The sequence below is a fragment of the Pseudomonas sp. FP603 genome (genome assembly GCF_030687415.1).
Classification (GTDB): domain Bacteria; phylum Pseudomonadota; class Gammaproteobacteria; order Pseudomonadales; family Pseudomonadaceae; genus Aquipseudomonas; species Aquipseudomonas wuhanensis.
In genome coordinates, this window is sequence record NZ_CP117431.1 from 4,351,008 (window position 1) to 4,365,085 (window position 14,078).

Genomic DNA, 14,078 nt, shown 5'->3' on the forward strand with positions numbered 1-14,078 from the left:
ATAAAAATGAAAGTTACATACTTCGAGTAAAGCCAGTGAAACAGCCGCCGCCAGCCAATTTAACTCACTTCGGCATGCCTCGGTAACGCCACAGAAATCAATGCCGCGAAAATAACAAATGCGCTGGATATCCATAAACACGCCCCCAGCCCCAAAGCCTGATAAACCCAGCCCGAGAGCACGGTGCCGATCAGCCGTCCCATGGCGTTGGACATGTAGTAAAAACCCACGTCCAGCGACACGCCATCTTCCTTGGCATAGGACACGATCAGGTAGCTGTGCAGCGAGGAGTTCACCGCGAACAGCGCACCAAAGACCATCAAGCCGCCTAACAGCACCCCTTGTTGCGACAACCCGCTGTTTAGGCCCAGAGCGATTGCCGCGGGCAGGCCTGCCAGGGCAAGCGCCCACAGAAACGCCGCTCGACCATCAGGAACATGCCCCCGTTGCTTGCCGGTGATTCGCGGGGCGAACGATTGCACAATGCCGTAGCCGATCACCCAGGCCGCGAGGAATCCACCGACCTTCCAGAAATCCCAGCCAAAGACGCTGCTCAAGTACACCGGCAAAGCCACGACAAACCAGACATCGCGAGCACCGAACAGAAACATCCGGGCCGCCGACAGAATGTTGATGGCCCGGCTCTTGGACAGGATGTCGCGAAACCTGGGCTTGGCTTTGGCCTTGCCCAAATCCTTCTTCAACAGGATCAAGCTGCTGACCCAAATCAGCGCCAGGACGCCTGCCATGGCCAGCAGTGCTCCCTTGAAACCTATCAGCGCGAGCAATGCCCCACCGAGAAAGAAACCGACACCCTTGAGTGCATTCTTCGAGCCGGTGAGGATGGCTACCCATTGGTAAAGCTTGCCCTGCTGCCCATCGGGCACTAACAGCTTGATCGAGCTTTTGGCGCTCATCTTGTTCAGGTCTTTGGCGATCCCCGACAACGCTTGCGCGCCCATCACCCAAGGGATCGTCAGCCAGGCCACTGGCACCGTCAGCATCAACAGCGCCACAACCTGCATCCCCAGCCCGATGTTCATGGTCCGGTTCAGGCCCAGTCGGGCGCCGAGATAGCCGCCCACCAAGTTGGTGATCACACCAAAAAGTTCGTAGAACAGAAACAACGCCGCGATTTGCAGCGGGCTGTAGCCCAACGCGTGAAAGTGCAGCACCACCAACATGCGCAAAGCACCGTCGGTGAGGGTGAAGGCCCAGTAATTGCCCGTCACGAGCAGGTACTGCCGCACTGGCGGAGCGAGGGCTGACAACGTTTTCATCACCGCTCCTTAAACGGCCAGACCGACCATCCTGGCCAATTCGACGGTGCGATTCGCGTAAGCCCATTCGTTGTCGTACCAGGCATAGATTTTGACTTGAGTACCGTTGATGACCATGGTCGACAGCGCATCGATGATCGATGAGCGCGGGTCGGTGCGGTAGTCGATGGACACCAGTGGACGCTCCTCGAAACCGAGGATGTCCTTCAGTTCGTTCTCGGACGCGTGCTTGAGAAACTGATTCACTTCTTCAACCGTGGTGACGCGCTCGACTTCAAAGACACAATCGGTCAGCGAAGCGTTGGCCAACGGCACGCGCACGGCGTGGCCATTCAGACGCCCGCGCAGTTCCGGGAAGATTTCGGCGATGGCGGTGGCGGAGCCGGTGCTGGTCGGGATCAGGCTCATGCCCGAAGCCCGTGCCCGGCGCAGATCCTTGTGCGGCTGATCGAGGATGCTTTGGGTGTTGGTCAGGTCGTGGATGGTGGTGATCGAGCCGTGGCGGATGCCCAGTTTCTCGTGGATCACCTTCACCACCGGCGCCAGACAGTTGGTGGTGCATGACGCGGCAGTAACGATGCGATGTTCCGCCGGGTTAAACAGCTGATGGTTGACGCCCATGACGATGTTCAGCGCGCCCTGCTCCTTCACCGGAGCGCTGACCACCACGCGTTTCACGCCTTGGTCGAGGTAAGCCTGAAGCACCGCGACGGTCTTCATTTTGCCGCTGGCTTCAATCACCAGATCGCAGCCCGACCAATCGGTGTCGGCAATCGCCTTGTTGGCGGTGACCTTGATGCGTTTGCCGTCGATGACGATGCTGTCGCCCTCGGAGTCGGCCTGGTCATTCCAACGGCCATGCACCGAGTCGAAGTTCAGCAGATGCGCATGGGTTGCCGCGTCGCCCGCCGGATCGTTGATCTGCACGAACTCAAACTCTGGCCAGCGCCAGGCTGCGCGCAGAGCGAGGCGACCGATGCGACCAAAACCATTGATGCCCACTTTGATAGTCATGTTTCCCCCTTCAAATAGAGCGCTGATTGACACGTTTCATGAGTTCTTGCGCCGATTCCTTGCGCTCGGAATAACGATCGACCAGATAGTCCTGACGGTCGCGCAGCAGCAGGGTGAATTTCACCAATTCTTCCATCACATCCACGACACGGTCGTAGAACGGCGAAGGTTTCATCCGGCCGTTATCGTCGAATTCCATAAAAGCCTTCGGCACGGAGGATTGGTTGGGAATGGTGAACATGCGCATCCAGCGCCCCAGCACCCGCAGCTGATTGACTACGTTGAACGACTGCGAGCCACCGCACACTTGCATGACGGCGAGGGTCTTGCCCTGGGTCGGGCGTACGGCGCCCATCGCGAGTGGCACCCAGTCGATCTGCGCCTTGAAGACCGCGCTCATCGAACCGTGACGCTCTGGTGAACACCAGACCTGCCCCTCCGACCACAACATCAATTCGCGCAGTTCCTGCACCCGTGGGTGATCGTCGCCAGCATCATCAGGCAGCGGCAAACCAGACGGATTGAAAACCCGCGTCTCGGCGCCGAAGTGCTGTAGCAGCCGGGCGGCCTCCTCGACCAGCAAGCGACTGAAGGAGCGCTCACGGGTCGATCCGTACAGCAGCAAAATGCGCGGCTTGTGGATGGAGGTCTTTTCGATGCCTAGCTTGTCGGTCGACGGGAGATCAACCAGTTCGGTATCGAGTTGGGGCATGTGGTCATCGTGCATGGTCATTGTCCTGCGCAATAGTGCTCTGGAGTCATCGAACCGGACAGCAGGCAGCTGCCCGTTCGGGACGGTCACCCATTTCCTCAAGGCGTTTGGCATCCGGGCTTAACCAGTGCCCGTTGGAGTCGAGCACCACGGTCAACACCTGATGCACCCAGCCCGGAAGATTCGGGTGCAGTCGGTAGTAAACCCATTGGCCCTGCCGACGGTCCGAGAGCAATCCGCATGTGCGCAATTGCGCCAGGTGCCTGGAGACTTTGGGCTGGCTCTCATTCAACGCACAGGTCAGCTCACAGACGCACAGCTCACCTTCACGGGCGATGAGCAGCATTATGCGGACCCGGTTGTCGTCAGCCAGGCATTTGAAAACAGTGGTCGGCGTCAGTTGGTCAGCCATTGGGTTTCTCAGCGTTTGGTGTTCACGCAACAAAGGTGAATACCGATATATGCGTTTTTTCGAATATACGTTTTCCCGCATGTACGGGTCAACGGCAAATGTTTCGGCGTTGTATGTGAATGATATTTATTTACTTACAAAAGGTAATCGTTATCATTAGCGCAATAATTAAAAAAGGAGCTCATGGTGGCTTTACCGCGCATTTACCCGGCCTCTCTCTCACTGCTGGGGCTTTTTGCAGTACCTGATTTGCAAGCAGAAACCCAATCGGCATTGGCCCTGCCTGCAACCGCTGTGACCAGTGATTACAGCGAGCAGAGCTACAAGCCGACCGACAGCCGCAGCGCGCTGAAGATCGACGCCCCGCTACGGGATATCCCGCAAACGGTGAACGTGATCCCCCAGAGCGTGATCAAGGATCAGGGCGCGCGGTCGATGGAAGACGTGTTGAAGAACGTCCCCGGCATCGGACTTTCCAATGGCGATGGCCAGCGCGACCAGGTCACCATTCGCGGCTTCAGTGCCATCGGCGACATGTACATCGACGGTGTGCGTGACGACGCGTTGTACTTCCGCGATCTGTCCAACGTCGAGCGCGTGGAAGTGATCAAGGGTCCGGCAGCGGTGCTTTATGGCCGCGGTTCATCCGGTGGCCTGATCAACAGCATCAGCAAGAAACCCAACTTCACCCCCAAGCAGGAAGCGGGTGTCAGCTTCGACAGCGAGGGCAAAAAGCGCACGCAGTTCGACGCCGGCTGGGCCGATCAGCAGCAAAACGACAAGGCCTTCCGGGTGACCGGTGCGCTGGAGAACAGCGACACCTTCCGCGATGACGGCTATATCGATCGCAAAGCGATTGCGCCTTCGGCCTACTTCAAACTCTCCGACGATCTTGAGCTGAACCTGGGTGCTACGTACCTGTACGACAAGCGCTTGATCGACTTCGGCATTCCCGCTCGGGGCGATCGCCCGGTCGATGTCGATCGGGACAAGCGCTTCGGTTCATCCGACCCGGATGACGATTACACCCGCAGCGAAGTGTTCTCGTTCACCGCCGGTGTCGACTACCGCCTCAACGACGACTTCACCCTGAGCAACACCAGCCGCTACTACCACTACGATCTGGATCGCAACAACACCCTCGCCGACTCCAGCCCGACCCGTTTCGTCACCGCCCCCAATGGCGAGTTGCTGATAAAACTCAATCGCGGCAATGTGCAGCGCAAGGAAGACGGCTGGTTCAACCAGACCGAACTGAAGCAACTGGCTACGCTCGCCGGGATGAACCACAACCTGCTCTATGGCGTGGAGCTGGGGCGTCAGATCAAGGATCAATCCGTCTTCAGCCAATCCAACGTTGCGCGAGTCCCGGTGTACCGCGATGCTCTGGTCGACGTGCCGTTCCAGGCCAACCGGCAAACCGCCAAAGGCACCACTACCCAGGACACGGCCGGTTTCTACGTCCAGGATCTGATTGAACTGACCCCGCACTGGAAAGCGTTGCTGGGTGTGCGCTATGACGTGTTCGACCAGGAATATTCGGATGACCTGACGCGCGCCTCCATGTCCCGAACTGACAACACCTGGAGCCCGCGCGCAGGCCTGGTCTACCAGCCTGATCAGGTTCAGTCCTACTACATTTCGGTGAGTCGCTCATATCAACCCTCCTCCGAAGTCTTCGCCCTGAGCACTAGCAACCAGGACCTTGAGCCGGAGCAAACCACCAACTTCGAGATCGGCGGCAAGTGGGACCTGCTCGACAATCGCCTAGCGTTGACGGCAGCGCTGTTCCGACTGGAACGCACCAACATGAAAACCACCGATCCGGCGAACCCGACCAAATTGGTTCTGTCGGGCGAGCAGCGCACCGACGGCCTGGAACTGACCGCCAGCGGGCAATTGAGCGACAAGTGGCAGGTCTATGCCGGTTACGCCTACCTGGATGCCGAGATCACCAAATCCAACAACCGGACCAACGGCGTCGCCAACGAAGGCCAGACACCGACCCTGACCCCGCGTCACAGTGCCAACCTCTGGCTGGTGCGCTCGCTCACCAACACCTGGCGCGTGGGTATGGGGGCGAACTATGTCGATGACCGCTACACCGCCCTGGACAACCAGGTGGTCATGCCCGCCTACACCACCGTGGACGCGGCGTTGCTCTATAACCTGCCGAAGTGGGACATGGCGCTGCGTTTGCGCAACGTCTTCGACAAGGACTATTACGCCTCGGCCCATGGCTCGGTGGACCTGATCACCCCCGGAGCGCCACGCACTCTGGAGTTGAGTACCAACTACCGGTTCTGAGTGAAAACCTGAAATCAAACGCCCTGCATCCAGGGGCGTTTGTTTGCAGTGCGCAACATCGTGACAATGATTCAAAGCTCATTTAATCTTCAGCGCGCGATGAGTGATTGAGAATCTCTCGCGTTGTCAGACAACAACAATATTTCGAGGAAAACCCATGCGCAAACTTCTGTTGCTCACCCTTATGGCCGCTTCTCCCCTAGCTTTCGCCGGTACTGAATGCACCAAGGCCGACAAAGCCCAATGGCAAGACCAGGCCAAGTTTCAGGAAGAGCTCAAGGCCAAGGGCTATAACATCAAGAAGTTCAAGGTCACTGCCGGCAATTGCTACGAAATCTACGGCTGGGACAAAGACAAGCGTAAAGTCGAGATCTACTTTGATCCGGTGTCCGGCAAGGTCGTGAAAGAAGAGATCGAATAAGACAAAGATGAAAGCTGAAACCCTGCGCCTCTGGGACCCTCTCGTACGCGTTTGCCACTGGTCCCTGGTGGTTGTCTTTATCAGCGACTACTTCCTCAATGAGGAGGGAGACGCCTGGCATCGCTGGCTCGGCTATTACGCCGTGGCGGTTGTGCTGGTGCGCGTGGTGTGGGGGTTCATCGGCCCGCCGGCGGCACGTTGGTCAGACTTCTGGCCGACCCCGTCGCGTGTCGCCCAACATGGCCGGGCGCTGTTTTCCGGCCAGGGCTATCACCGCATGGGGCACTCACCCATCGGTGCACTGGTTATGGTTCTCATGCTGCTGTTGATGACCGGCCTGGGCATCAGCGGTTTCCTGATGGAGGAAGTGGACTACTTCTTCGGCGAAGACTGGCTGCGTGATGTCCACGAGTTCATGGCCAATGCGCTGCTCACGCTGGTTGGCGTGCATATCGTCGCCGCACTGGTGGAAAGCATCCGTTTGCGTGAAAACCTGCCGCTGTCGATGATCACAGGCCATCGACGCAAGAAAAACGCCGACGAATAAAGAGCCCGATTCAGCGCAATCCCTGTGGGAGCGGGCTTGCCCGCGAAAGCGGTGTGTCAGACGACATCAATGTTGGACTGTGCCACCGTCTTCGCGAGCAAGTCGGATAGCCGCACCGCCGCACCCACGGGGAAGATCAGCGAAAGGATTTCGTATACCCTATCGCTATCTCACTTCCAAACGACCGCCGCCGTGAACCTACCCAAACTCAACGCTCCCGACCTTGGCAATACGCCTTCGACCTCGGAAATCATCACCCGTCATCTGCGCGACGCCATCGTCGCCGGGCATTTTGCCGAAGATGAACCGATTCGCCAGGACGACATTGCCCGCCAGTTCAACGTCAGCAAGATTCCGGTGCGCGAGGCGCTCAAGCGGCTGGAAGCCGAAGGGCTGGTGATGTTCCAGCGCAATCGCGGGGCGATGGTCACGCGGGTTTCCGATGCCGAGCTGGCGCAGATGTTCGAGGTGCGCATGTTGCTGGAAGACAAAATACTGCGCCTGGCCATACCCAACATGACTGAAGAAACCTTCGCCCGTGCCGAGCGCATCTGTCAGGAATTCATCGGTGAGGACGACGTGGGCCGCTGGGCCGAGCTCAATTGGGAGCTGCACGCCTGCCTTTACGAACCGGCACAACGGCCGTTTCTGGTCAGCCTGATTCGTTCGGTCAACGACAAGCTGGAGCGCTACCTGCGCATGCAAATGAGCCTGTCGGCCGGCAAGGAACGGGCCGATCACGAGCATCGCGAAATCCTCGCAGCCTGTCGTGCCGGCGATGTGGAGCTGGCGGTGAAGCTGTTGGACGAACACATTGCCGGGGTCTGCAAAACCCTGTTCGAGCACCTGCCTCACGCCCACTGACGGTTCAGGATGCTGTGCCGATTTCGTCATCGGCACAGGATAAATCCATCAAGCCGGCACCCCGCCGCACAGGCCACTCTTGCGTTCACTCATCTGAACGGACGTGGCCCTCCCATGAAACGCATCACCGTGATCGACTCCCACACCGGTGGCGAACCGACCCGTCTGGTGACCGCCGGCTTTCCTGATCTGGGCACCGGCAGCATGGCCGAACGGCGCAAGCATCTGGCCGACCATCACGATCAATGGCGCGCCGCCTGTGTGCTGGAACCACGAGGCAGCGACGTATTGGTGGGTGCCCTGCTCTGCACACCGGTGGACCCGAGCGCCTGTGCCGGGGTGATTTTCTTCAACAACACCGGTTACCTGGGCATGTGTGGCCACGGCACCATCGGCCTGGTGGCGTCGTTGGCGCACCTGGGCAAGATCGGCCCCGGCGTGCACCGCATCGAGACGCCGGTGGGGACGGTGCAGGCGACCCTGCACGAAGACCATTCGGTGAGCGTGCGCAATGTGCCGGCCTACCGTTACCGCAAGGCGCTGGTGTTGCAGGTGCCGGGCATCGGCCAAGTCGTCGGCGATATCGCCTGGGGCGGCAACTGGTTTTTCCTGATCGCCGAGCATGGCCTGCGGGTCGTCGGCGACAACCTCGACGCGCTGACCGCTTACACCTACGCCGTGCAGCAGGCGCTGGAGGCCCAAGGCATTCGTGGCGAAGACGGCGGGCTGATCGACCATGTCGAGCTGTTCGCCGATGACGATCACGCCGACAGCCGCAACTTCGTACTCTGCCCCGGCAAGGCCTATGACCGCTCACCGTGTGGCACCGGCACCAGTGCCAAACTGGCGTGCCTGGCGGCCGACGACAAGTTGCAACCGGGGCAGATCTGGCGTCAGGCCAGTGTCATCGGCAGCGAGTTCGAAGGCTCTTACGAATGGCAAGGCGAGCGCATCGTGCCGACCATTCGTGGCCGTGCCTTTATCAGCGCCGAAGCCAGTTTGATCATCGAACAGGATGACCCGTTCGCCTGGGGCATTCGCCCATGAGCGAGGGCCTGGTGGCCGATGTGATCGTGATCGGCGCCGGCATCATCGGCGCCGCCTGCGCCCAGGCGCTGGCCCGGCGTGGCTTGCAGGTGCTGGTGCTGGACGCCGGCCTGCACGGTGCGACGGCAGCGGGCATGGGCCACCTGTTGGTGCTCGACGACAACCCGGCCGAGCTGGCCCTGAGTCAATATTCCCTGCAACGCTGGCGCGAGCTGGCACCGGACCTGCCTGACGGCTGCGCTTACCGCAACAACGGCACACTGTGGCTGGCGGCCAACGCCGAGGAAATGGCGGTCGCCCACAGCAAATACCTGAACCTGAAAGCCCAGGGCGTGGCGTGCGAACTGGTCAGCGCCAGTGCCTTGCGCCAGCGTGAACCGGAACTGCGCGAGGGCCTGGAAGGCGGCTTGCTGATCAATGGTGACGGCATTCTGTATGCGCCGGCGACGGCTCGCTGGATGCTCGACACGCCGAACATCCGTCAGCACCGGGCGCGGGTCAGCGCGGTCGATGGTCACCGTGTATGCCTTGATGACGGTCAGTGGTTGCGGGCCGAAGCGGTGGTGTTGGCCAACGGCATTCAAGCCAATGAACTGTGCCCGGAGTTGCCCATCGAGCCGAAAAAAGGTCACCTGCTGATTACCGACCGCTACCCGCGCACGATCACCCACACTCTGGTGGAACTGGGTTACGTCACCAGCGCCCACAACGCCACCGGGCCATCCACCGCCTGCAATATTCAGCCGCGCCCCACCGGGCAATTGTTCATCGGTGCCTCGCGGCAATTCGGCACCACCGATCCGCAGGTCGAAGGCTGGATGCTGGCGAAAATGCTCAAGCGCGCCGCCGAGTACATGCCAGGGCTGGCCCGGCTCAACGGCATCCGCGCCTGGACCGGCTTTCGCGCCGCCAGCCCCGACGGCCTGCCGCTGGTGGGTCAGCACCCACAGCAACAGGGCTTGTGGCTCGCCGTCGGTCATGAAGGGTTGGGCGTCACCACCGCTCCCGGCACGGCCGACTTGCTGGTGGCGCAGCTGTTCAACGAAACCCCGCCACTGGCCGCGCAACCCTATCTGCCCCAGCGTTTCCTCGGAGAACCCGCCCATGCCTGAATTACTGCTGGACGGCCGCGCCTTGAAGGTGGCCGAGGGCACCAGCGTCGCCGCAGCCTTGGCGCTGGGCGGTAACGGATGCACACGCACTTCGGTCAGTGGCCAGCGCCGCGCACCGCTGTGCGGCATGGGCATTTGCCAGGAATGCCGGGTGACCATCGACGGCCGGCGACGCCTGGCCTGCCAGACTCTGTGCCGCGACGGCATGCAGGTGCAGACATGCCCATGAACGAATACGCCGATCTGCTGATCATCGGTGCCGGCCCCGCTGGCATGTCCGCTGCTCTTGCCGCTGCCCCCAGTGGCGCACGCATCGTCATGCTCGACGACAATCCGCTACCAGGCGGGCAAATCTGGCGTGACGGCCCTCAAGCCAACGTACCCGATCAGGCCCGTCGCCTGCGTGAACGTTTGCAGGCGTGCAGCAACATTCGCCATCACGCCGGTACTCGGGTGATCGCCAGTCCCGGTCCGAAACAGCTACTCGTCGAAGATGAGGACAACGGCTGGTTGATTAGCTACGACAAACTGATTCTGTGCACCGGCGCCCGCGAGTTGCTGCTGCCCTTCCCCGGCTGGACGTTGCCCGGCGTGACCGGCGCCGGTGGCTTGCAGGCGCTGATCAAGGCGGGCCTGCCGGTGCAGGGGGAGCGCGTGGTGATCGCCGGCAGCGGCCCGCTGTTGCTGGCGAGTGCCGCCACCGCAAAAAAGCACGGCGCGCAGATCCCGCGCATCGCCGAGCAAGCCTCACGCACCGCCGTCGCCGGTTTCGCCGCGCAACTGCCCCGCTGGCCTGGCAAATGGTTGCAATCGTTCGGCCTGCTCGACCGCCATTACCGCACCGCGACGCATGTACTGGCCGCCCTTGGCACTGACCGGCTGGAAGGTGTGCGCCTGCAACAGCAGGGCAAAATCATCGAACTGGCCTGTGATCGGTTGGCCTGTGGTTTCGGCTTGATCCCGAACATTCAATTGGGCCAGGCACTGGGTTACGCCATCGAGGGTCAGGCGTTGGCCGTGGATGCCTGGCAGGCCAGTCGCGTCGATCATTATGCGGCGGGTGAATGCACCGGGTTTGGCGGCAGTGAACTGGCCTTGGTCGAAGGTGCCATTGCTGGGCACGCGGCGGTCGGTGACCTTGAAGCGGCGCGTCAGTTATGGCCACGCCGTGCGCGCTGGCAGGGTTTCGCCAAGGCACTGAATCAGGCCTTCGTCCTCGACCCGCAACTCAAATCCCTGGCCCGTCCCGACACCCTGGTCTGCCGCTGCGAAGACGTGCCCTACGCCGCATTGACCGGGCACACGGACTGGCGCGAAGCCAAGCTGGCCAGTCGCTGCGGCATGGGCGCCTGTCAGGGTCGGGTGTGTGGCGGCGCGGTGCAGCACCTGTTTGGCTGGCAACCTTCAGCGCCCCGCCCGCCCTTCAGCCCCGCGCGGATCGAGACCTTGATGTGCCTGGACGACACCCCGCCGGCCTGAAACCCCCTCGGGGGTTTCAGCAACACAGCCGAGCCTCTATGATCCCGGGGTCGCCACCAGACCCCAGCGCCATGTATCCCTCGCTCAGCACCTTCACACCCTGCGACCTGCCCACGCTGCTGAACAGCCTGCAGCCGATAGCGCCGCTGCTCGACACCCTGGCGGACGTGGTGTTTTTCATCAAGGACCGCGAAGCCCGCTACGCCTTCGTCAACCAGACCCTGGCCCGGCGTTGCGGTTTCAAACATCGCGAAGAGTTGCTGGGGCGCACCGCCGAAATGGTCTTCCCGGAACGCTTCGGCCCGCTGTACACCGAACAGGATCGGCGGGTGCTGTCCAGCGGCCGCGAACTGGCCGACCAACTGGAACTGCACCTGTATTACGGCAACCAGCCGATCTGGTGCCTGACCCACAAACTCGCCTTGAAGGATGAACAGGGCCACATCGTGGGCCTGGCCGGAATCTCCCGCGACCTGCAATCGCCACAGTCCAATCACCCCGCGTACCAGAAACTCGCCGCCGTGGACGCGCACATCCGCAGCCACTTCGCCCGCCCCATCAGCCTTGCCGAACTGACCGCCATCGCCGGTTACTCCGTGGCGCAACTGGAGCGTCACTGCAAACGGGTGTTCCAGCTCACGCCACGGCAGATGATCAACAAGGCGCGCCTGGATGAAGGTTCTCGGCTGTTGCTGCACAGCGACCTGCCGATCACCGAGATCGCCTTGCGTTGTGGTTATACCGACCACAGTGCGTTCAGCCGACAGTTTCGTGCGTTGACCGGTTTGTCACCGAGTCAGTATCGCGATACTCAGCGTTAGGGAATGTGGGTGTTTTTTCGGGCCTCATCGCGGGCAAGCCCGCTCCCACAGGTATCTGCGTTGGCCAAAGAATTTGTGAACGACACCAATCACTGTGGGAGCGGGCTTGCCCGCGATGAGGCCGGTACAGCCACCACAAGGCTCGGTGTCAGACCGCTAAACAAGCACTGTTTAAATGACACTTCCAGACACTCACTCAGGCTACACATTCTTGCGCCTCTGCCTACGACTACGCCAGAATCCGCCGGCTAGTGCGCCTGTGGCCCGGGCTATATCGTTTCCCTGTCGCTGAAAAAAACAGCGATCGGGTTTGGTAGCCCGCCGTCCACATGTCGCATAGCTTCACCTTATGCAGATGCTTTCAGCATTTGTTTTTATGGTGGCCATGCGTAGGGTGCCCTCGGGCACGCCGGTTTTTCCATGTGGGCCGGTCTACCAACCTTCGTATGGCCACCACCTCTTCGTTTGGTAGCGAGGGTGATGGCTCCTTTAATCACATATGGAGTTCCATCTATGTTCAAAGCAACGCCAAATCCTCCGGAAACCGACGACGTTTCCCCCTACGAATCCCTCGATTCCAAAAAACTCCACGAAGCCGCCGACCGCGCCCTGGACCACTACCTCAAACCACCCATCCCCAAAGACACCCAGCGCAAACCCAGCACCATTTACCATGTGGGTGAGAAGGTCGATAACGAAACCCTGCTGGTCAACGCCTGCGAATCCCTGGCGTCAGCCAGCATGATGCTCAGTGAGTTCGCCGGGTTGATGGAGATGCCCCATCGCAACGTGATGTTGGGGATTCAATCGGTGGTCATGCTCGGGGAGCTGGCGGTGAATCGAGTGCTGGATAACCTCGATCCGCAGGGCTAACAGACGCACTGATCGTTCCCACGCTCTGCGTGGGAATGCCTCAACGGACGCTCCGCGTTCGGCTCTGGATGGGACGCGGAGCGTCCCGGGCTGCATTCCCACGCAGAGCGTGGGAACGATCACCATCAACAGGGCGCCGGTGTTCCTTAAAGGCGCGCCCCGCACAACCATTGCTCCCATCTGTAACACCCGCCAGTGCGAACCTCGCCCCTCACGGCGTCACTCTGACGCACTGCAACACCTCTACACCAAGCCCTGACAATAAATTCACGCCCCGGCCTGGAAACGGGCACGTTGATTGCTATATTTAATATCGTATACGAAATCCCCAATACGATATCCAACAGCACTTCACATCAACGAGGCCTCTATGAAAAACCCCGCATTTGCCGTAGCCCTCAGCGCTGTTCTCAGTACCTCCTTTATCGCCACCGCCCAGGCCGACAAGCTCGACGACATCATCGGTTCGGGCAAGCTGCGCTGCGCCGTGACCCTGGACTTCCCGCCCATGGGTTTTCGCGATGCCGGTAACAACCCGACCGGTTTCGACGTGGACTACTGCCATGACCTGGCGAAAATCCTCGGGGTCGAGGCCGAAGTGGTCGAGACGCCGTTCCCGGACCGCATTCCGGCGTTGGTCTCCGGGCGGGCTGACGTGATCGTCGCTTCCACTTCCGACACCCTCGAACGGGCCAAGACCGTCGGCCTCACCGTGCCCTACTTCGCCTTTCAGATGGTGGTGCTGACCCGCGACGACACCGGCATCAACAGCTTCGATGACCTCAAGGGCAAACCCGTGGGCAACACCAGCGGCACCTATGAAGCCATCGCTCTGGAGAAAGACGTGAAGAGCTGGGGCACTGGCACCTTCCGCGCTTATCAGTCGCAGAACGACACCCTGTTGGCCGTCGCCCAGGGCCATATCGCCGCCACCGTAGTCACCAACACCGTGGCCGCCGCCACCCTCAAGTCGGGCAAATACAAAAACCTGAAAGTCGCTGGTAACGCACCGTACGTGATCGACTACGTTTCCCTCGGAGCCAAGCGCAACGAGTATGGCCTGCTCAATTACCTCAACCTGTTCGTCAACCAACAGGTGCGCACCGGTCGTTACAAGGAGCTGTTCGTCAAATGGGTCGGCACTGAAATTTCGCCGACCAACCTGACCGTGCCCCAGGTCTACTACTGA

The 14,078-nt window shown here is 60.6% G+C and carries 15 protein-coding genes; 11 read left to right on the forward strand and 4 right to left on the reverse strand.

Features of this window, described 5'->3' with window-relative positions; translation table 11 throughout:
- Positions 1–59 precede the first annotated feature (59 nt).
- Genes arsJ through PSH65_RS19965 form a run of 4 tightly spaced genes read right to left on the reverse strand, consistent with a single transcriptional unit; the run spans position 60 to position 3,418 of the window.
- Complete coding sequence (gene arsJ / locus PSH65_RS19950) at positions 60–1,280, reverse strand: organoarsenical effux MFS transporter ArsJ (protein WP_305421973.1); 1,221 nt, start codon at positions 1,278–1,280, stop codon at positions 60–62.
- A gap of 9 nt (positions 1,281–1,289) precedes the next feature.
- The gene (locus PSH65_RS19955) at positions 1,290–2,294 is read right to left on the reverse strand and encodes an ArsJ-associated glyceraldehyde-3-phosphate dehydrogenase (RefSeq protein WP_305421975.1); all 1,005 of its coding nucleotides are present in this window, start codon (positions 2,292–2,294) and stop codon (positions 1,290–1,292) included.
- Positions 2,295–2,304: 10 nt separating this feature from the next.
- Complete coding sequence (gene arsH / locus PSH65_RS19960) at positions 2,305–3,021, reverse strand: arsenical resistance protein ArsH (protein ID WP_305421976.1); 717 nt, start codon at positions 3,019–3,021, stop codon at positions 2,305–2,307.
- A 31-nt stretch (positions 3,022–3,052) separates the two neighbouring features.
- The gene (locus PSH65_RS19965; protein WP_305421977.1) at positions 3,053–3,418 is read right to left on the reverse strand and encodes a metalloregulator ArsR/SmtB family transcription factor; all 366 of its coding nucleotides are present in this window, start codon (positions 3,416–3,418) and stop codon (positions 3,053–3,055) included.
- Positions 3,419–3,601: 183 nt separating this feature from the next.
- On the opposite strand from PSH65_RS19965, the gene PSH65_RS19970 reads away from it, so the two are divergent.
- From PSH65_RS19970 to PSH65_RS20020, 11 genes are all read left to right on the forward strand, one after another.
- A complete protein-coding gene (locus PSH65_RS19970; protein WP_305421978.1) occupies positions 3,602–5,725 on the forward strand; it encodes a TonB-dependent siderophore receptor in 2,124 nt (707 codons plus the stop codon).
- Between the two features lie 157 nt (positions 5,726–5,882).
- On the forward strand, positions 5,883–6,146 hold the full coding sequence (locus PSH65_RS19975; RefSeq protein ID WP_305421980.1) for a PepSY domain-containing protein: 264 nt from the start codon (positions 5,883–5,885) through the stop codon (positions 6,144–6,146).
- Between the two features lie 7 nt (positions 6,147–6,153).
- On the forward strand, positions 6,154–6,693 hold the full coding sequence (locus PSH65_RS19980; protein WP_305421981.1) for a cytochrome b/b6 domain-containing protein: 540 nt from the start codon (positions 6,154–6,156) through the stop codon (positions 6,691–6,693).
- A gap of 192 nt (positions 6,694–6,885) precedes the next feature.
- The gene (locus PSH65_RS19985) at positions 6,886–7,557 is read left to right on the forward strand and encodes a GntR family transcriptional regulator (RefSeq protein ID WP_007935506.1); all 672 of its coding nucleotides are present in this window, start codon (positions 6,886–6,888) and stop codon (positions 7,555–7,557) included.
- A 114-nt stretch (positions 7,558–7,671) separates the two neighbouring features.
- On the forward strand, positions 7,672–8,604 hold the full coding sequence (locus tag PSH65_RS19990; protein WP_305421982.1) for a 4-hydroxyproline epimerase: 933 nt from the start codon (positions 7,672–7,674) through the stop codon (positions 8,602–8,604).
- A complete protein-coding gene (locus PSH65_RS19995) occupies positions 8,601–9,716 on the forward strand; it encodes an FAD-binding oxidoreductase (protein ID WP_305421984.1) in 1,116 nt (371 codons plus the stop codon). Before PSH65_RS19990 ends, PSH65_RS19995 begins: the two co-directional genes overlap by 4 nt.
- The gene (locus tag PSH65_RS20000; RefSeq protein ID WP_305421985.1) at positions 9,709–9,945 is read left to right on the forward strand and encodes a (2Fe-2S)-binding protein; all 237 of its coding nucleotides are present in this window, start codon (positions 9,709–9,711) and stop codon (positions 9,943–9,945) included. The genes PSH65_RS19995 and PSH65_RS20000 overlap by 8 nt, the downstream gene beginning before the upstream one ends.
- A complete protein-coding gene (locus PSH65_RS20005) occupies positions 9,942–11,195 on the forward strand; it encodes an FAD/NAD(P)-binding oxidoreductase (protein ID WP_305427025.1) in 1,254 nt (417 codons plus the stop codon). Before PSH65_RS20000 ends, PSH65_RS20005 begins: the two co-directional genes overlap by 4 nt.
- 71 nt (positions 11,196–11,266) lie before the next feature.
- Entirely contained in the window at positions 11,267–12,016 is a 750-nt protein-coding gene (locus PSH65_RS20010; protein ID WP_305421987.1) for an AraC family transcriptional regulator, read from the forward strand.
- Between the two features lie 513 nt (positions 12,017–12,529).
- Positions 12,530–12,889: a DUF6124 family protein gene (locus PSH65_RS20015; protein ID WP_305421989.1), complete on the forward strand. Its 360-nt coding sequence runs from the start codon at positions 12,530–12,532 to the stop codon at positions 12,887–12,889.
- A 370-nt stretch (positions 12,890–13,259) separates the two neighbouring features.
- Positions 13,260–14,078 carry a transporter substrate-binding domain-containing protein gene (locus PSH65_RS20020; protein WP_305421990.1) on the forward strand — a complete coding sequence of 273 codons (819 nt, stop codon included), beginning with the start codon at positions 13,260–13,262 and terminating at the stop codon, positions 14,076–14,078.